At 70.2% G+C, this 17,968-nt stretch carries 10 protein-coding genes and 1 pseudogene; 9 read left to right on the forward strand and 2 right to left on the reverse strand.

Annotation, left to right across the window (positions count from 1 at the left end):
- Positions 1–41: 41 nt before the first annotated feature.
- The gene (locus OQ02_RS35740) at positions 42–1,874 is read left to right on the forward strand and encodes an RICIN domain-containing protein (RefSeq protein ID WP_033443084.1); all 1,833 of its coding nucleotides are present in this window, start codon (positions 42–44) and stop codon (positions 1,872–1,874) included.
- A gap of 446 nt (positions 1,875–2,320) precedes the next feature.
- Positions 2,321–5,056 carry a beta-L-arabinofuranosidase domain-containing protein gene (locus OQ02_RS35745; RefSeq protein WP_033443085.1) on the forward strand — a complete coding sequence of 912 codons (2,736 nt, stop codon included), beginning with the start codon at positions 2,321–2,323 and terminating at the stop codon, positions 5,054–5,056.
- Here the strand turns inward: OQ02_RS35745 and OQ02_RS35750 are convergent.
- Complete coding sequence (locus OQ02_RS35750; RefSeq protein WP_081916176.1) at positions 5,049–5,621, reverse strand: winged helix-turn-helix transcriptional regulator; 573 nt, start codon at positions 5,619–5,621, stop codon at positions 5,049–5,051. The genes OQ02_RS35745 and OQ02_RS35750 overlap by 8 nt on opposite strands.
- Before the next feature lie 150 nt (positions 5,622–5,771).
- On the opposite strand from OQ02_RS35750, the gene OQ02_RS35755 reads away from it, so the two are divergent.
- Complete coding sequence (locus tag OQ02_RS35755; RefSeq protein WP_033443086.1) at positions 5,772–6,983, forward strand: MFS transporter; 1,212 nt, start codon at positions 5,772–5,774, stop codon at positions 6,981–6,983.
- Positions 6,984–7,017: 34 nt separating this feature from the next.
- On the opposite strand, the gene OQ02_RS35760 is transcribed toward OQ02_RS35755, so the two are convergent.
- The gene (locus OQ02_RS35760) at positions 7,018–8,157 is read right to left on the reverse strand and encodes a Vgb family protein (protein WP_033443087.1); all 1,140 of its coding nucleotides are present in this window, start codon (positions 8,155–8,157) and stop codon (positions 7,018–7,020) included.
- A 392-nt stretch (positions 8,158–8,549) separates the two neighbouring features.
- On the opposite strand from OQ02_RS35760, the gene OQ02_RS41660 reads away from it, so the two are divergent.
- From OQ02_RS41660 to OQ02_RS35780, 6 genes and pseudogenes are all read left to right on the forward strand, one after another.
- Positions 8,550–10,016, forward strand: a complete 1,467-nt coding sequence (locus tag OQ02_RS41660; protein ID WP_051773202.1) for a ribonuclease domain-containing protein — start codon at positions 8,550–8,552, stop codon at positions 10,014–10,016.
- Positions 10,013–10,489, forward strand: a complete 477-nt coding sequence (locus OQ02_RS41665; RefSeq protein ID WP_051773203.1) for a barstar family protein — start codon at positions 10,013–10,015, stop codon at positions 10,487–10,489. The genes OQ02_RS41660 and OQ02_RS41665 overlap by 4 nt, the downstream gene beginning before the upstream one ends.
- 677 nt (positions 10,490–11,166) lie before the next feature.
- Positions 11,167–16,509, forward strand: coding sequence for an RHS repeat-associated core domain-containing protein (locus tag OQ02_RS40430; protein WP_442973728.1), 5,343 nt, complete (start codon positions 11,167–11,169; stop codon positions 16,507–16,509).
- A pseudogene (locus tag OQ02_RS47320) lies at positions 16,404–16,670 on the forward strand (Hint domain-containing protein); the annotation flags it as partial. The gene OQ02_RS40430 and the pseudogene OQ02_RS47320, both read left to right, overlap by 106 nt.
- Positions 16,671–16,721: 51 nt before the next feature.
- A complete protein-coding gene (locus OQ02_RS47325; RefSeq protein ID WP_442973729.1) occupies positions 16,722–17,111 on the forward strand; it encodes a hypothetical protein in 390 nt (129 codons plus the stop codon).
- A gap of 81 nt (positions 17,112–17,192) precedes the next feature.
- On the forward strand, positions 17,193–17,954 hold the full coding sequence (locus tag OQ02_RS35780) for a tetratricopeptide repeat protein (protein ID WP_081916178.1): 762 nt from the start codon (positions 17,193–17,195) through the stop codon (positions 17,952–17,954).
- Positions 17,955–17,968: the final 14 nt, after the last annotated feature.

Here is a 17,968-nt window from a genome sequence, read left to right on the forward strand (position 1 = left end):
CCCCCGCTGTGCAAACCCTTTCTACGACAAAGGAGTCACGCGTGGCCCACACACCCGCACGACGGCGAGGCCGTGGTCTCGCCGCGGTCACCGCGCTGGTCGCGTCCGCGTTAGCGTCCGTGGTCGCACCAGGCCCGTCCGCCCTGGCCGGGGACGAGTCGATCTCCGTCGACTTCTCCACCGCCGGCGGTTCACCGACCTACCGGGCCTCCGGCTGGATCTACGGCATGACCGAGGACGCGGCCGGTCCCGCCGACCACTTCTACCGCGACGTGAAGTTCCGGTACATGCGCGCCGGAGGCGCTCAGCTCGACAGCCCCGGCGGCTGGGTGACGGGCAAGTACGACCGCCGGTGGAACGCCACGCGCGCGCAACTGCTGCGCACCCGGTCGCTGGGCGGCGAGTTCATCCTGCTGCCGCACGACCTGTGGGGCGCCGACGGCTACCCGATCTCCCGCTTCCCCGGTGACAACGGCAACTGGACCGACTACGACAACTTCCTCACCCGCCTGATCGCCGACGTGCGGGCCACGGGCGTCCCGGTCCAGTGGGACCTGTGGAACGAACCCAACATCACCCTGTTCTGGAACCGCCCGCAGGCGCAGTACTTCGAGCTGTGGCGGCGCACCTACCAACGCGTCCGCGCCGCGTTCCCCGAGCAGCTGATCGTCGGGCCGAGCTTCGCGGGCGTGCCGACGACCAACGGGGCGTGGTGGAACCAGTACCTCGACTTCGTCCGCGGCTCGAACACGGTGCCCGACATCATCAGCTGGCACTCGCTGCCCGGCGACCCGGTGGCGAACGTGGCGGCGGCGAACACCACGCTGGACGCGCGCGGCATCCCGCACCCGCGCCCGTACCAGATCAACGAGTACGGCGCGGGCAACGAGCAGAACCCCGGTGACGGCGCCTGGTACGTCGCGCGCCTGGAGCGGGCCGGCGCGGACGGCCTGCGCGCCAACTGGGCCAGCGCGGGCAACCTGCACAACGACCTCGGCAACCTGCTCGTCCGCAACCAGTCGGGGCAGCACCTGCCGAAGGGCGAGTGGTGGGTCTACCGCTTCTACGGCTCGCAGACGGGGCAGATCGCCTCCGTCACGCCCAGCCCGGCCTACGACGCGTTCGCCACGAAGGCGAACGGTGTCGTGAAGGTCCTGGTCGGCGGCGGCGGCACCACCGGCAACATCGCCGTCGACCTGCGGCGGTTGGACGCGACGAGCGGCGTCGTGCAGGACAACCAGGTGCGGGTGGTCGCCCAGCGCATCCCGCACAACAACGGCGGTGCCGTCCAGGGGCCGATCACCATCCAGAACTCCGTGGTGACGTTGTCCGGCAACGGCACCACGGTCAACCTCCCGCACACCAACGCCGACGACGCCTTCACCATCACGCTGCTCCCGCCGTCGAGCCGCGGTGTCGCGTCCGTGGCCGTCGCCCAGCACTCGCAGCAGTGCCTGGACAACGCGAACCGGGGCACCGCGGACGGCAACCGGCAGCAGCAGTTCCACTGCGACGGCGGAGACCAGCAGCTGTGGGACTTCCGGCCGGTGGCCGATGCCGCCGACACCTACACCGTCGTCAACCAGCAGACCGGCAAGTGCCTCGACGTGAACGGCGTGTCGTCGGCCGATGGCGCCGCAGTGCAGCAGTGGACGTGCATCGCCGGGGCGCGGAACCAGCAGTTCACCTTGCGGAAGGTCACCTACTCGGGCAACGACCGCCACGACTACCAGCTCGTCGCCCGGCACAGCGGCAAGTGCGTCGACGTCAGCACGATCTCCACGGCGGCACGCGCCCTGGTCCACCAGTGGACGTGCAACCCCGCCGGGCAGGGCAGCCCGCTCAACCAGACCTGGCGGCTCTGGGGCTTCTGATGTTCACGCTCACACAAGGCGGCCGGTGGGCTGGGCGGCCTGCCGGTTGCAGCTCAACGGACGACGGCATTCTTCGTGCAGGGAGGTAGCTACGGCTGACTTGTGACGGTCGAGATACGTTGCAGCCGCTAAAGTGAGCGTGAACATTTTAGCGGCTCGCAGCGTTGACGCCCCGGTCCGGCGGTGGTTACTGTGCTGACAGCCGCCACGACCGCCCGTCAACGACGACGATGGGGACTCCGATGCGACGAACACGGCGAACCGCTCACGTTCCGACACGGTGTGGATCGTTGCCGCCGCAGTGCGTTCCCCGTCGCGGTCGGATGTCCTGAAGACCCGACGTCCAGACTTCCTGCGGTCGTCGTCGCATCACCGCGCTCCTCCTGCGCGACTCGCCGCACCGGCTCTGCCACGTCATCGGCGTTCCCCAACCCACAGGAGAGCTCATGTCGTCACCCCTGAGCCGCCGCACGCTGCTGCAAGCCGTCGGTGTCGCGGCCGTCGCGACGACCGTGCCCGGCCTGACGCCGGGTTCCGCGGTCGCGGCGACGGTTCCGCCGGTCCGCGGTGACATCGGTGTGTCCGCCCAGGCGTTCGACCTCGGCGAGGTGCGGCTGAGCCCCGGCCGCTGGATGGACAACCAGAACCGGACGCTGTCGTACCTGCGATTCGTCGACGTGAACCGGTTGCTGTACAACTTCCGCGCCAACCACCGGCTGTCCACCAACGGCGCGGCGGCGCTGGGCGGCTGGGAAGCGCCGAACTTCCCGTTCCGCACCCACAGCCAGGGGCACTTCCTCAGCGCGTGGGCGCAGGCGTGGGCGGTGCTCGGCGACACCACGTCCCGGGACCGGGCCAACTACATGGTCGCCGAGTTGGCCAAGTGCCAGGCGAACAACGCGGCGGCCGGGTTCAACACCGGTTACCTGTCAGGATTCCCGGAGTCGGACTTCGACGCGATGGAGGCGGGCTCGCCCAAGTCGGTGTCCTACTACTCGCTGCACAAGACGTTGGCGGGTCTGCTGGACGTGTGGCGGTACATCGGCAACGTGCAGGCGCGTGACGTGCTGCTGCGGTTCGCGGGCTGGGTGGACTGGCGCACGGCCCGGTTGTCCTACAGCCAGATGCAGCGGGTGCTGGGCACGGAGTTCGGCGGCATGAACGCGGTGCTGACCGACCTGTACCAGCAGACGGGGGACAGCCGGTGGCTCGCCGCGGCGCAGCGGTTCGACCACGCCGCCGTGTTCGACCCGTTGGCGGCCAACCAGGACCGGCTCAGCGGGCTGCACGCCAACACTCAGGTGCCGAAGTGGATCGGCGCCGCGCGTGAGTACAAGGCCACGGGCACGACCCGCTACCGCGACATCGCGTCGAACGCGTGGAACATCACGGTGGGCGCGCACACCTACGTCATCGGCGGCAACAGCCAGGCCGAGCACTTCCGCGGGCCGAACGCCATCGCCGCCTACCTCAGCACCGACACGGCCGAGGCGTGCAACACCTACAACATGCTCAAGCTGACCCGCGAGCTGTGGCTGCTGGACCCGAACCGGGCGGCCTACTTCGACTTCTACGAGCGCGCCCTGCTCAACCACCTCCTCGGCCAGCAGAACACGGCCGACTCGCACGGCCACATCTGCTACTTCACCGGCCTCAACCCGGGCCACCGGCGCGGCAACACCGGACCTGCCTGGGGCGGCGGCAACTGGAGCACCGACTACGGCACGTTCTGGTGCTGCCAGGGGACCGCGCTGGAGGTCAACACGTCGCTGGCGGGCTCCGTGTACTTCCACAACGGCACCACGCTCACGGTGAACCTGTACACGCCGTCGGTGCTGACGTGGGCGCAGCGGGGGATCACCGTCACCCAGACCACGACCTACCCCGCCTCCGACACCACCACGCTGACCGTGACGGGCAGCGTGAGCGGGTCGTGGACGATGCGCCTGCGCATCCCCGCCTGGACCACCGGCGCGACGGTCAGCGTCAACGGCGCGGTGCAGGACATCACGACGACCCCCGGCACTTACGCCGCACTGACCCGGTCGTGGGCTTCCGGTGACACGGTGACGGTCCGCCTGCCGATGCGCGTCGTGATGCAGCCCTCGAACGACAACCCCGCCGTCGTCGCGATCACGTACGGACCGGTCGTGCTGTCGGGCAACTACGGCAACACCACCCTGAGCAGGCTCCCCGTGCTCGACACGACCTCGATCACCCGCACCGGTACCTCGGGCTTGGCGTTCACCGCGCGGGCCGACGGCGCGACGGTCAACCTCGGGCCGTTCTACGACGCGCACGGCCACAACTACACCGTCTACTGGAGCACCAGCGGCGGTGGTGGCGGCTCGGCGGGCGGCTACCGGCTGGTCAACGCGGCCACCGGCCTGGTGCTGGGCGTGCAGGACATGTCGACCTCCGACGGCGGCCTCGCCGTGCAGTGGAACGACACGGGAACCGCCGACCACAACTGGGAACTGGTCGCCGACGGCAGCGCCGTGCGGCTGCGCAACCTGAACAGCGGCAAGGTGCTCGGCGTCGAGAACATGTCCACCGCGGACAACGCCCGCGTCCTGCAGTGGAGCAACACCGGCAGCGCCGACCACAAGTGGACCGTCCTCGACAACGGCGACGGCACCCACAAGGTGCGCAACGGCAACAGCGGCAAGCTGCTCGCCATCCTCGACGGCTCCACCGCCGCGGGCGCCCAAGCCGTGCAGGACCAGGACAACGGGTCCGCCGACAACCGCTGGCGCTTCGTGCCGACCGGTGCCCGCCGCGTCCAGAACCTCGCGAGCGGCCTGGTCCTGGGCGTGCAGAACATGTCGACCGCCGACGGTGGCCTGGCCGTGCAGTGGGACGACAACGGCACCGCCGACCACCTCTGGACCGCCGTCGTGGACCCCGACGGGTACTTCCGGCTGCGCAACTCGCACAGCGGCAAGGTGTTGGGCGTCGAGAACGCCGCCAACGCCAACGGCGCCCGGGTGCTCCAGTGGTCCGACAACGGCACCAACGACCACAAGTGGCGGCTGCGCCACGGCGCCAACGGCTACTTCCGCATCCAGTGCGGCAACGGCGGGCGCGTCCTCGGCGTCAACGGTGCCTCCACCGCACGCGGCGCGCAGATCGTCATCTGGGACGACAACGGCACCAACGACCACCTGTGGCGGTTCATCTGAGCCGTCGTCGGACTCTCGGGACCGGCTCGCCCGTGTAATCCGGGCGAGCCGGTGAGGTCTGGCCTGCGCTGTCCGATGCGGCTGCGCAGGCGGCCTGCATCTGCGCCGCGACGGTGGGGCCGCTCGGCGCCGGCCTTAGGCGGGCTCGTGGTCCGAGGTGGGCTTCGCGGAGTTCGTCCATGAAGGCTTCCCACAGCGGTGGGCCGCCCACGGCGAGCACTTCCGCGCGGGCGGCGTGCACGTCGGTCACCGGGAGGTGCCGTGCTCCCCAGACGTTGAGCTGGGCGAAGACGGGCACCAGCTGGATCGCCTGCTCGGTCAGGTTGTAGGTGACCTTCTGCTTGTGCGAGGGGTCGTCGGCCTTGGTGAGCAACCCGTGCTCGACGAGCACGGCGAGCCGGTCGGCGAGGATGTTCGAGGAGATCCGCTCGGGACCGGCGAGCAGTTCGCGGAAGTGCCGCGCGCCGCCGAAGATCACGTCGCGGAGGACCAGCAGGGTCCAGCGGTCGCCGAATATCTCCAGCGACAGGTTGATCGGGCAGTTCGACCGCGTGTCCTTCCGCATCGCACCCACACCTCCGGACCGGTTGCCTACCCGCGCCATTGTGCCCTAGTGTGCAACTGGTTGCGAAATGAGAGCAGTTTGCCCGGACGCGGTGCGCTGACGGCTGCTCGCCTCGCGACGTCCAACGAGCATCCACAAAGGACGGTCTGCATGAGTGCGCGGCAAACGACGTCGAGTCGGGGGAGTGCGACCCTCGTCCTGGTCACGCTGTTCTTCGGTGTGTTCGTGATGGGCTGCGCGGAATTGCTCGTGGTCGGTGTGCTGGATCTGATAGCGGCGGACCTGGGCGTATCCGTGTCCGCTGCCGGCGCTCTGGTGACCTCGTTCGCGCTGGGCATCGCGATCGGCGGCCCGGCCCTGACCATGCTGACGATGGAGGTGGACAAGCGGACCGTCCTGATCGGCGCGCTCGTCGTGTTCCTCCTTGCCAACGTGGTCCTGGTGTCGACCTCCGCTTACGGCTTGGCCATCGCGGTCCGCTTCATCGCCGGCGCGGTCGAGGGCCTGTTCATCGGTGTCGCGTTCGTGGCGGGCCTGTCGATCGTCCCGCCGGAGCGCGCGGGCAGGGCGATCTCCGTGATCATCTCCGGTGTCACGGTGTCGGCCGCGGTGGGTGTGCCGCTGGGGACGTTGGCCGGCCAGGGGTTCGGCTGGCGCGGCTCGTTCACCGCGGTCATCGCGCTCTGCGTGCTCGCGCTGATCGCGACAGCGGTGCTGGTCCCCCCGGTGGCCGGCACCGGTCGCGGCGGCACCGGCCAGGCGAAGTACGCGTTCGCACCCCGGGTGCTCGCCATGCTGACCCTGAACGTCGCGGTGTTCGCGTCGCTGTACACGGCCCTGACCTACGTCGTGCCGTTCCTGCAGGACGTCACGGGCGTCACCGGTGCGGTGGTCAGCGCGTTCCTGTTCGCCTACGGCCTGGCCACCGCGGTGGGCTCCTTCGGGGGCGGCCGGTTCGCCGACAAGAACGCCACGGCCACCTTGATCGTCGCGACCGTCGGCACTGCGGTCGCCCTGCTGGCGCTCCACTTCGTCGGTTCCAGCCCGCTCCTCGTGGCGCTCGTGCTGCCGGTGTGGGGTGTGCTCGCCATGAGCATGGCACCGGCGCTCCAGCTCCGCGTGGTGACCCTGGCCGGCCCCGGCGCCGGGTTGGCGTCCTCGCTGCCCGCCTCCGCGGTCAACGTGGGCATCGCGGTGGGCTCGGCTGCCGGCGGTGCGGCGATCAGCGGATTCGGCCCCTCCGCCCCCATCCTGACCGGTGCGGCCATTGCCGGGATCGGCATCGTGCTCGCCTGGGCCACCAGCCACCTCAAGCCGCCGGTGGTCGAGCAGGCGGCGGAGCCTGCTGCCCGACCGTCCTGACGGACCGTTCGGTCGACGGCCTCCTCGTCTCCCGTCAGGTGGCGGCGATGTCCAACTTCCCGATCTTGTTCGTGGTCAGGAGGCCGAACCAGACGGCGCCGGGTTGGTGGACGTTGATGTCGCAGGGGTAGGAGGCCGACGACGGCGTGCTCCACATGCGGACCTCGTGGGTGACGGGGTCGAACCGGGCGATCTGGTTGCCCAGCCCGAACAGCGCCGGGAAGCTGACCGCGAAGTAGATGTTGCCGTCGCTCGCCTCGGCGATGGGGCCGGGCATCGGCAGCGGGTTGCCGATGCTGCCGACGCCCAGCCCGTCGAGGATGCCGGTGAGCAGGCCGTCGACGCCCAGCAGCGGGTACTCGGTGATCTGCCCGCTGCCGGCGTCGATGCGGGCGATCTTCATGCCGAGGGCTTCGCCGACCCAGATGCTGCCGTCCGAGGCGGTGCGCACGCCGACCGGGAACGAGGCCGGTGTCGGCATCGTGTACTGGGTGAACTGGTGGGTGTCCACGTCGAGGGTGGCGACCTTGTTCAGCTGCGGCAGGTCGAACACCACGGTGCGACCGGGCCCCGGCTTGATGATGCCGAACAGCGCGCCGACCTGGCCGAGGATCTCACCCGGCACGGCGTACTTGCTCCAGTCACCGGTCGCCGGGTCGTACCGGCCGATGGAGTTCAGCCCGCCGAGCGTGAACCACAGGGCGTCGTCCGGTCCGCGGGCGAGGTCGTTGGCCAACCCGAGGCCGCTGTGCAGCGGGATGCCCAGCGGTCGGGTGGCGAAGGCGTTCGCCCACGGCAGCGGGAACTCGGTCATGCCGCCGTCGGCGGTGTCGACGCGGAGCAGGCTGTTGCCCGTCACCTGGGGCATCCACAGGTCGCCCGCCGGGTCCAGGTCCATGCCGCCGGGCACCGACAGCGGCATCGGCGTGGAGAAGTTGGTGAACTGCCCGGAGGCCGGGTCGAACCGGGCGACCTGGCTGCTCAGGTACTGCTCGACCCACAGCGCCCCGCTGCGGTCGAACTCCACCTCGCACACGCCCCCGACCGGCAGGGACGAGGGAACCGGGCCGTACTCCGTGATCGGCGTCGTCGCGCAGGCGGTGACCGGCGCGAGCACCGACGCGAGGAGCGCCCCGACGACCACCAGTGATCGTCTCTGCCGTTCTGGTCCCATGGTCCGCTCCGGGGATCGGCTGTCCGGTCGTGCCGGGTTTCCCGTCGAGTAAAGCGGTTCCGCCACCGGACCACCGGAACGGACACCTGAACGGGCTACCGGTACCGTCCATGCGCCCGACCGCGATCAATCATTGCGCGGTCGTCCGCGGTCGTCCGCGTTCGCCCGGACGCCCGGACGCACACGGCCATCCGGTCCAAATACTTCGCAGGGCGTAGCGGTGGGTCCGGGTGCAGCGATGTCGGCTTCGGGGGCGGGGTCGCTGTGCGTCGTGACCAGTCCTCGCCGATGTGCGAGGGGCGCTCGGGTCTGCTCGCCGGCGGCCCACCCGGCCCTCGGCCTGGTGCCGGTTCACCGGGCCGCAGCGGCCTGACGACGAAGGGGGACCAGCGATGCCGCCGAAGAGGCGCAAGCAGCCGACGACGAAGCCCGACGAGGGCAAGCAGAAGAACACGTCCACCAACACCCCCAAGGCTCAGGGCAAGCCGGGGCCGGCCAAGAAGGCGCAGCCGAAGCAGGCGCAGCCGCCGACGCCCAAGGCCAGGATCACCAGGATGAGGGAGGATGCCGAGGCCGTGCTGAACGCGGTGTTCGGCGAGAGCGTCGAGCGCGACGACGCGGACGTGATCACCAACGAGGTGGTCGACGAGGTCGTGTTCGACCGCGACGAGGTGCACCGGCTGGCCACGGTGCTCGACGACGAGGTCGTCGAGATCAAGGACAGCCTCAAGGACAACCTGATCAGGCTGGCGGAGCGGGAAGTCCGCGTGCAGCGGGCGGTGAAGGACCTCCAAGACGCGCTGGCGGCTTCGCGGCAGGTGGCGAACCAGCTCGTGCCCCTGGAGTCGCTGGCCGCGAAGGTCGGTGGCGGGATCACCCTGGACACCCACCCCCTGACCGGGATCGCCTGGTTGCGGCTGCAAAGCGCGATCGCCGAGCCGAAGCCGGTGCCGCCGGTCGGTGGCCACCACGTCACGGACCCCCGGCGGGTGAACATCGACGCGATCGTCGCCGAGATCACGGGCCGGCTCCGGGACATCTCCGCCATCCTCGACGTCCTCAACGGGCGTCCCGGTGCCCTGCCGGTGGACGAGATCCCGAACGACCTCCTCGCGGCCGTCGACCGGGGAGATCCGGGCATCACGAAGTTCCTGCGCGCCTTGCGGAGCGGTCTGGAGCAGTTACCGGACGCCAACGCGCTCAAGACCCTCCTGAACGCCGCCGACCTGCCCGCCGAGGTGCCGCAGCTGATGTCGAGCGCCACGACCGCGGGCGCCGTGCTGCTCGACGTGCTCAACGCGTGCCGCGCGACGGCACCGCAGGGCCAGCCCGCCCCGCAGGGCCAAGCCGCTCTGCAGGGCAACACCGAACTGGCGGGCAAGCTGCTCAAGACGGTCGCCGATTCGGGGCAGGGCATCGACTTCTTCCTCACCGGAGCCGGTGGGCAGTCCCTGGTGAACCTCAGGTACGCGGCCGTGCACGGCGATCCGGTCTGGGGTGGGGCAACCGTGGCGCTGACCGACTTGCATTTCGGCCCCGTCGGCCAACCGGTGCCCTTCGGGCAGATCCAAGTGCTCGCCGAGCCGCTGCCGCCGTTGGGCGAGCATTCGCTCCCACCACTGCCCGGTGGTCTCGTCCGCGATCGCTACGTCGGAGGGATGCCGTTCGGCAACACCGGCGGCGCCATGATCCTCCCGTTCGTGGACAACACCACCCACGTGGTGATCCAGTACTCGGAGTACGACGTCCGGCCGTTCACCTTCACGTACGAGCGGGGTGGCGAGCGGGTGGTGGTCGGCTCCGACGGCAACACGTACTACACCGACGACCACTACCAGACCTTCAGGAGAATCACATGAGCGGGCTCGCCGATCTCCTCCGCCCCGGACCGCCGAGCTTCCACCTGACCGACGCGAGCCACGCCGTCCTCGGCAGGACCACCGCCGAGCTGACCATCGAGCGGCGGACGGCGGCGGTGCGCCGGATTCGGGGCTCCCGGTGCCGGACCGCGAAGGGGATGTTCGACGAGCTGGCGGCAGCGCTGCAGTTCCCCGCGCACTTCGGCGGCAACTGGAACGCGCTGCGCGACGTGCTGTCGGACCTGAGCTGGGTGCCGGCCGAGGCCTATCTGCTCGTGATCGAGGATGCCGACGAAATGCTCGCCGAGGAGGCGGACGAGGTCCTGGCGACGGGCCTCGGCGTGCTGGCCACGTCGGCGGCGTCGGCGGCACCCGTGCCGTTCCAGTTCGTCGTGCAGGCCCCGTCCACCGGTCGGGTCGCCCGGACCCTGACCGCCAACGGCACCGCGTTCACCACCGCCTTCAGCGCGTAGTCGACCGGGCGACGTCCGCCACGGGCCAGCGCCGCCGTCGTTCACCGACGGCGGCACGTTGATCGGGTTGCCACCACCGCAGCCCGCGGCCGTGACCTCCGCCCACGTGGTCCCGGATTCACCCACCCGAACCGGTGTCCTTTCTTGTGATCGTGCCCGGTCGGGGTGATCGTGGCTGTGTCAGATCCGTGCGAACCGCGGATCGTCGACGGCGATCGGAGGGCTCGGGTCATGACAACTCGGCCGACGTCCCCGGTCGCCACCAGGGCCGACGCGGGATCGGTGATCCGCGGCAGTGGGGGCACCGCATCGGCAGTCCACGAGGAGTCGCACGTTGCCGCCGGGGTTGTCGATAACCGCCGTGAGGGAATGTCCGTGCAGGCCACGGGCCTTCTGAACCGATTTCGGCCGTTATTCCTGATCATTCCGGCCAATAGTGCGAATTCACCCGGTCGGATGTGTCTCCGGTTGCCGTTTTTCCGCTTCAATGGCACAGCGCCGCTGTATCGGTGACCTGATCGATCATCATCGGATTCGGGGGAAGTCCTTCCTGCGTTCACGTCCTGGCATGCGCCGGCTGAATCGACGTGTCGTGCCCGTTTCGATCAGTCGCGCCGTGCCCGGTTTTGTGCTGCACGCGATTTGCGTACCGATCCGGTGCGGGATTCGGGGGAGTGATGGCGGAACGAAGCGTTGTCCGGAGGGGCCGGATCCGTTGGCTGGCATCGGTCTGCGTGGCCCTGGTGGCGGCGAGCCTGCTGCAACCGGTGACGTGGGCGCGCGCGGTCGCGGCCGACGTGCCGGGGGTGACTGCGGGGGCGGGGCCGGTGGACAGGGCGGCGCCCGCGTCCGCGCGCCCCGATGAGGCGGTTCCGCCGGACAAGTGGCCGCCGGTCGTGCCCGTGGGCGTCAAGGCGGGTGGCGGGTCGGAGCGGCTCTCGTCCCAGGACTGGGAGCGGGTGCGCAAGCCGGGACAAGCGGCGGCCGAGACGGAGGCCGCGGCGGAGGAGGTCTTCGCCGGAGTCCTGACGCGGTCCGGTTTCGCGCTGGGCGACACCTCGCTGGTGGCCTACTTCGACGTGCGGGAAGGCGGCCGGGCCTGGTCGTCCTGGCGTGCGCGGGTTTACGAGACGTCGACGGGGACCGAGCAGGTCTCGACGGTGCTGCCGCGCTCGGAGTTGCAGACCCCGTGTGGTGCCGTGCGGCAGTTCTGCCGCACGTTCGGCGCAGCCGAGGGCTGGGCTCTCGACGCGGGCAAGGAGTACTTCGTCACGCTGGCGGCCATCCTGGACGAGGGCGGAGAGGTCGTGTCCGCGCCGGGGCCGAACACGCGTCCGCGCACGACGGTCGTGCCGCCGGAGATCCCGGTCGAGCAGACGTCCGGCTGCGGCTGCGGGTCGGCGTTGAGCACGACCGCCGCGCGGCAGGCGTTCCGCGGCGACGGCGTGAACACGGCGACCGGCGCGTTCACCCGCATCGAGCCGGACCTGGCGATGGCCTCGTTCGGCGTCCCGTTCTCCTCCACCCGGGTCTACTCCTCCACGCTGACCCAGACCGGGTTGTTCGGTCCGGGGTGGGCGTGGTCCTACGGGATGCGCGTGACGCAGACCGGCGACGGCGCGATCGTGCTGGCGGACGACGGCGCGAGCGTGCTGTACCGGCTGGTCGACGGCGCCTACAAGCGTCCGCCGGGTGTGCGCTCGACGTTGCGGAAGACCGACGCGGGCTGGGAACTGGTCACGGTGAACCAGCTGGTCTACGGCTTCGACGCCGAGGGCCGCCTGGTGTCCGTCCGCTCGCCGCGCGGCGTGGGTGTGTCGCTCGCGTACGGGGAGCGGGAGATCACGGTCACCGACCCGTCCGGTCGGGTGGCGCGTGCCCGGGTCGAAGGCGGGCTGATCCGTTCGATCACGCTGCCCGACCACCGCAAGGTGCACTACGACTACGACGAAGCCGGACGGCTCGCGGTCTACAAGGACCCCCGTGGCGGCCAGTGGCGCTACGCCTACTCGGCCGAGGGTCGGCTGACCGAGGTGCAGGACCCGCAACCGCACCGCACCACGTTGGTCCGCAACGAGTACGACGCGGCCGGCCGCATGTCGCGGCAGCTCGACGCGATGGGCAACGCCACCGCGTTCGCCTGGAACGCGGCCGGGCAGGAGGCGACCACGACCGACGCGGACGGCGTCGTGACCCGCGACGGGTACCGCGGCAACGTGCTGCTCTACAGCAGGCGCGGTGCCGGCGACACCGACAACCACCGCTACGACGGCTCGCTCAACCGCAACCTGCTGGTCAACGGCAACCACAACCAGCACGAGTCGCAGCACGACGTGAACGGCAACCCGACCCGGGGCGTCGCTCCGCAGGGGTTCGACGAGAAGACCAAGTACGACGAGCGGAACAACCCGATCGAGTTCACCGACGCCAGGGGCAACGTCTGGAAGAACACCTACAACGAGTTCGACGAGCTCGTCCGCAGCACCGACGCCGAGAACCACTCGATCAGCCACACCTACGACGAGCGCGGCCTGCGCACCACGACGACCGACCAGCGCGGCAAGGTCACCCGGTACGAGTACATCCCGGCCGGCCAGGCCAACTCCGGGCTGCCCTCGGCCGTCGTCTCGCCCGAAGGGCGGCGCACGGAGGTCGAGTACGACGCCACCGGCCGCCGGATCGCCTCGACCGACCCGCGCGGGACGGTGGCGGGAGCCGACCGCCGGGCGTTCACCACCCACTTCCGCTTCGACGCGCAGGACCGCGTGGTCGAGGTGTCCGAGCCGGGCAAGCGGCACCCGTGGCGAACGCACTACGACGAGGTCGGCCGGACCAGCAGCACCGTGAACCCCGAGCAGGTGAAGGTCGAGTACCACTACCTCGACAACGGGCGGCTGGAGAAGGTCACCGATCCGCGCAAGACCAAGTCGATCACCTACACCAACGCTGGCCGCCGGGCGTCGGTCCGGATCGAGATGGGCCACCACGAGGCCGACATCATCACCTCGTACCGCTACAACGCCAAGGGCCTGCTGCACCAGACGATCTCGCCGCGCGGCAACGTGCCGGGCGCGGTCGAAGCGGACTTCACCACCACCTACCGCTACGACGCCAACGACAACCTCGTGCGCATCTCGCGCCCGTACCCGGGCGGCAAGGTCGTCCACAAGGACATCAAGGTCGACGAGCTGGACCGCACCACGTCCACGGTGGACGAGTTCAACAAGCCCTCGACGTTCCAGCGGGACAACGGCGGCCACGTCACCGCGACCACCGACACCCTCGGCCGCAACCTGTCCATGGGGTACGACCGGAACGGCAGGCAGACGTCGAAGACCGACGCCGGCCGCAACACCACGAAGTCGACCTACGACGAGGCGGGCAACAAGATCCGCCAGGAGAACGCCACCGGCGGCGTCACCACGTGGGCCTACAGCGACGACGGCCTGCTGCTCAGCACCACCGAACCGCGCGGCAACGTCGCGGGCGCCGACCGGGAGCGGTTCACCACCCACTTCGAGTACGACCTCGCGGGCAACCGCACCAAGGTGATCGACCCCCTCGACCACACCACCGTCTCCACCTACGACGCCAACAACCGGCTCACCTCGGTCACCGACGCCAACAACCACACCACGAACTACCTGTACCGGGAGGACAACCAGATCCAGAGCGTCCACGCGCCGGACGCCAAGTTCGCCCCGCACACGCCGGGCCTCGAGTCCACCATCTACCGCTACTACGCGGACGGGATGCTCGAGGCGATCCGCGACCCGAACAACCACGTGCGGCGCATCGAGTACGACCGGGCCGGGCGACCCACCACGACCACCGACCCGAACGGCCGCCAGGTCGAGGCGACCTACGACGTGGAGAACAACCTCGTCTCCGCCATCACCAAGGGCGGGCACGAACGGCTCAGCGACGCCGAACGGGCCAAGCGGACCATCGTCGACACCTACGACATCGTCGGCCGCCGGGTCAGCCGCGCCCTCGGCGACAGCGGACCGAAGTACACGTGGGCCTACGACGCCAAGGACCGCATCACCGCCTACGGCGACCCGCTCGGCGTGCGGAAGGTCTCCTACGACGACGAGGACCAGATCACCCGCGTCACCCGTGAGGAGGCGGGCGGGCGGACCGAGACGTTCGACTACGACTACGACCAGCGCGGCAACATCACCACCCGCGCGTACCCCGACGGGACCCGCGTCACCGGGGGCTACGACGCCGACAGCAGGATGTCCGAGCTGACCGTGAGCGGTGGCAGCGCGGGGGCCGCCGCGGCCACGTGGCGGTTCGGCTACGACGTCGCCGGCCGCCGCACCAGCACCACCCTGCCCGTCGCCACCGGCGTGGTCGAACGCCGCACCTACGACGACGCGGGCCGCCTCACCGCCATCGGCACCGACCGCACGCCCGGTACCGGCCCGCGGGTGGACGTCCAGGACCCGATCTCGGCCTTCAAGCTCGACCTCGACCCCGTGGGCAACCCGATCAAGGTCACCACGACCCGCGGTGGCGTGTCCGAGGCCGTCGCCTACGCCTACGACCCGGCCGACCGCGTCACCTCCGCCTGCTACGCCGCGGCCGACTGCGGGGTCGACGCCCCGGCCGCCGGGCGCATCGACTACAGCTACGACCTGGTCGGCAACCGCCTCACCCAGAAGCGCACGGGCAACGCCGGCAGCGACACGACGTTCTACAAGTACGACGCCGCCGACCAGCTCATCAAGCGCATCGTCACCCCGCACCGCGCCGGCAGCGCGCCGGACGGCGAGGCGAGCGGGTGGCCCGGCACGGTCACCGAGTACGGCTACGACATCAACGGCAACCAGACCAGGGCCGGCCGCGACACCTTCACCTACAACCTCGACAACACCCTGGCCACCGCCACCACCGGTGGCCGCACCACCGCGTTCTCCTACGACGCCACCGGCCTGCGCCTGGCCGCCACCTCCGGCAAGGAGCAAGCCGCCACCACCCAGCGCTGGACCTGGGACGTCAACGGCACCCTGCCCCAGATCGTCCTCGACACCACGACCAACGCCACGGGCGCCACCACCGAACGCCGTGGCTTCACCTACGGTCCCGACGACGAACCGATGGCGCTGCTCGACCCCGCCACCGGCGCCCACCCGTACACGCACGACTGGCTGGGCGGCACGGCCAACATGCTCAGCCCGTCCGGCGTCCCGGAAGCGGGCTACGACTACGACCCGTTCGGCAACCCGCGCGAGGGCGACACCCTCAAGCCGCAGGAACCGGCAGGTCCGGCCAACCCGCTGCGGTACACCGGCGCCTACCAGGACCCGACTTCGGGTGAGGGCAACTACTACCTCCGTGCCCGCAACTACAACCCCGACACCGGGCGCTTCACCAGCACCGACCCCATGCCCCAACCGGGGCCCGCCATCTCCTCCTACGCCTACGCCGAGAACAACCCGCTGTCCTACACCGATCCCACCGGCGCGGTGGTCGACGCGGGTGGTGGCGGCGGCTCGTCGTCCGAGACAGGCGCCACCGAGCCGGCCGGCCCCAGCCCGGAGGACGTCGCCAAGGCGCAGCAGATCCAGAGCAAGAGCCTTCTCGACGTCATCCTGGAGGCGGGCGGCCAGATCCTCATGGAGTTCCTGGGGATCAACGACATCGTCAACTGCCTCAAGGGCGACATCGGCGCCTGCGTCTCCGTGGTCATCGGCGCCCTGCGGCCAAGAAGGCCGCGGCGAAGGCGGCGGAACGCGCCAAGCAACTCGCCGCGAAGGCCAAAGCGGCTACGAAGAAGAAGCCTGACCGGGGTTGCAAGAAGCACAGCTTCGTCGCCGGCACCCGAGTGCTGCTCGCGGGTGGCGAGACCAAGCCGATCGAGCGGGTCGTGCCGGGCGACGCCGTGGCGACGACCGATCCGGCGACCGGGCGTACCGGGGCTCAGCAGGTCGTCCGCACGATTCGCACCGACGACGACGAGAACTACGTCGATCTGGTTGTGCGGGACGCGAACGGCGCACCGAGCACCGTGACGGCGACGGGCAACCACCCGTTCTGGTCGGTGACCGCGGGCCGCTGGGTCGACGCGGGTCGGTTGACGCCCGGTGACCTGCTCCGCACGTCCGCCGGCACGCACGTCCAGCTCGATGCCGTCCGACCGCACCGTGCCGTCCGGCGCACCCACGACCTGACGGTCGACCACGTCCACACGTACTTCGTGGTGGCGGGTGGCGTCGCCCTCCTGGTGCACAACGAGGACGTCGTCGTCGGCGACGTCTGCTTCATCGAATTCGACAAGAGCAAGACCGCGGCCCACGCGGGCGGCGACTTCACCCTCAGCGGCTACGCCAGCAAGGTGCCGGCGGGGTTCGTCCGGGCGAGTCTCGACGATGTCCTCAAGGTGCAGGAGTCGATCGGCAAGGAACGCGTGCCCCACTTGATGGACAACAACGCGGGTCCTGGTGCGTACTTCCTGTCGCACGCCGAGAAGCAGGCCCACGTGCTGAGGCCCGGCGAGCCGATCACCGTCACCAGGCCGATGTGCGACGACTGCTTCGACTTCTTCACGGCATTGGGCCGGGCCGGTCACCCGACCCGCGTGACCGATCCCAGCGGCACTTACACGTTCCCCTGACGGGTGGCGTGGCGGGCACCTCCCGGGGCCGGCCACCTCGTAAGCTCGGGCAGATCGACGGCGGGGCGTTGGAGGAAGCGGATGGGTGATCGGCGAACGGATGTCGTGGCGCGCTGTGAGGAGTTGTTCGCGCTCGTGACGTCCGGGAGGTCCGAGTCCTGGGACGACTTGCGGAAGCTGCTACCTGAACTGAACGAGGTGTGCGCCGCGGGGAGGCACGACGCGCAGGCGTTGCTCGGCGGCATCTGCCTGGAGCTGCTCGGCGACACCGCGAACGCGCTCCGCTTGTTCGAGGCGTCCGCCGCAGGTGACTGGCCGGCGGGGCAGCGCGGACTGGGGCACATGCTGGCCTCGGGTGCCGGTGTCGAGCGGGACCCGGCGCGCGCACGCTCGCTGTTCGAACGGGCCGCGGCGGCGGGGGACGCCTTCGCGGCGTTCAACCTGGCCTCGATCCTGCGGCGGGAAGGCGGCGACGACGAGCGGGTGATCGAACTGCTGGGCCGGGCATCGTCGGGCGGTGTGGCGGAAGCGTCCGTCGCGCTGGCATCGCGGGCTGAGGGCAAGGAGGAGGCGCGACGGCTCTACGCCCTCGCAGCAGAGCATGGCTCGGCGGAGGCGATGCCGGTGCTGGCCGCCTGGTGCAGGGACGGCGTCGGCGGTCCGGTCGATCCCGTGCAGGCGGTGCGCTGGTTCCTCTCGATGCTCGACCACGGCGACGGAGACGGCGTGCACGAGGCGATCGCGCTGGCCCGGACCATGGAGGTCGAGGACATCCGGCTCGCGGCGAACCTCGCCGGGCGGCCCGCCGACGGGGACGCGCTGATCCACGCGGCGAAGAAGTAGGGCGACGCCCATCG

The sequence above is a fragment of the Saccharothrix sp. NRRL B-16314 genome (genome assembly GCF_000716595.1).
In the GTDB taxonomy this organism is placed as follows: domain Bacteria; phylum Actinomycetota; class Actinomycetes; order Mycobacteriales; family Pseudonocardiaceae; genus Actinosynnema.

What these genes read in the sequence shown, in the direction of transcription:
- OQ02_RS35780 (WP_081916178.1), top strand. Translation starts at nt 17,193, where the DNA reads ATGGGTGATCGGCGAACGGATGTCGTGGCGCGCTGTGAGGAGTTGTTC.
- OQ02_RS35745 (WP_033443085.1), top strand. Translation starts at nt 2,321, where the DNA reads ATGTCGTCACCCCTGAGCCGCCGCACGCTGCTGCAAGCCGTCGGTGTC.
- OQ02_RS35750 (WP_081916176.1), bottom strand. Translation starts at nt 5,621, where the DNA reads ATGCGGAAGGACACGCGGTCGAACTGCCCGATCAACCTGTCGCTGGAG.
- OQ02_RS35760 (WP_033443087.1), bottom strand. Translation starts at nt 8,157, where the DNA reads ATGGGACCAGAACGGCAGAGACGATCACTGGTGGTCGTCGGGGCGCTC.
- OQ02_RS41665 (WP_051773203.1), top strand. Translation starts at nt 10,013, where the DNA reads ATGAGCGGGCTCGCCGATCTCCTCCGCCCCGGACCGCCGAGCTTCCAC.
- OQ02_RS35755 (WP_033443086.1), top strand. Translation starts at nt 5,772, where the DNA reads ATGAGTGCGCGGCAAACGACGTCGAGTCGGGGGAGTGCGACCCTCGTC.
- OQ02_RS41660 (WP_051773202.1), top strand. Translation starts at nt 8,550, where the DNA reads ATGCCGCCGAAGAGGCGCAAGCAGCCGACGACGAAGCCCGACGAGGGC.
- OQ02_RS40430 (WP_442973728.1), top strand. Translation starts at nt 11,167, where the DNA reads ATGGCGGAACGAAGCGTTGTCCGGAGGGGCCGGATCCGTTGGCTGGCA.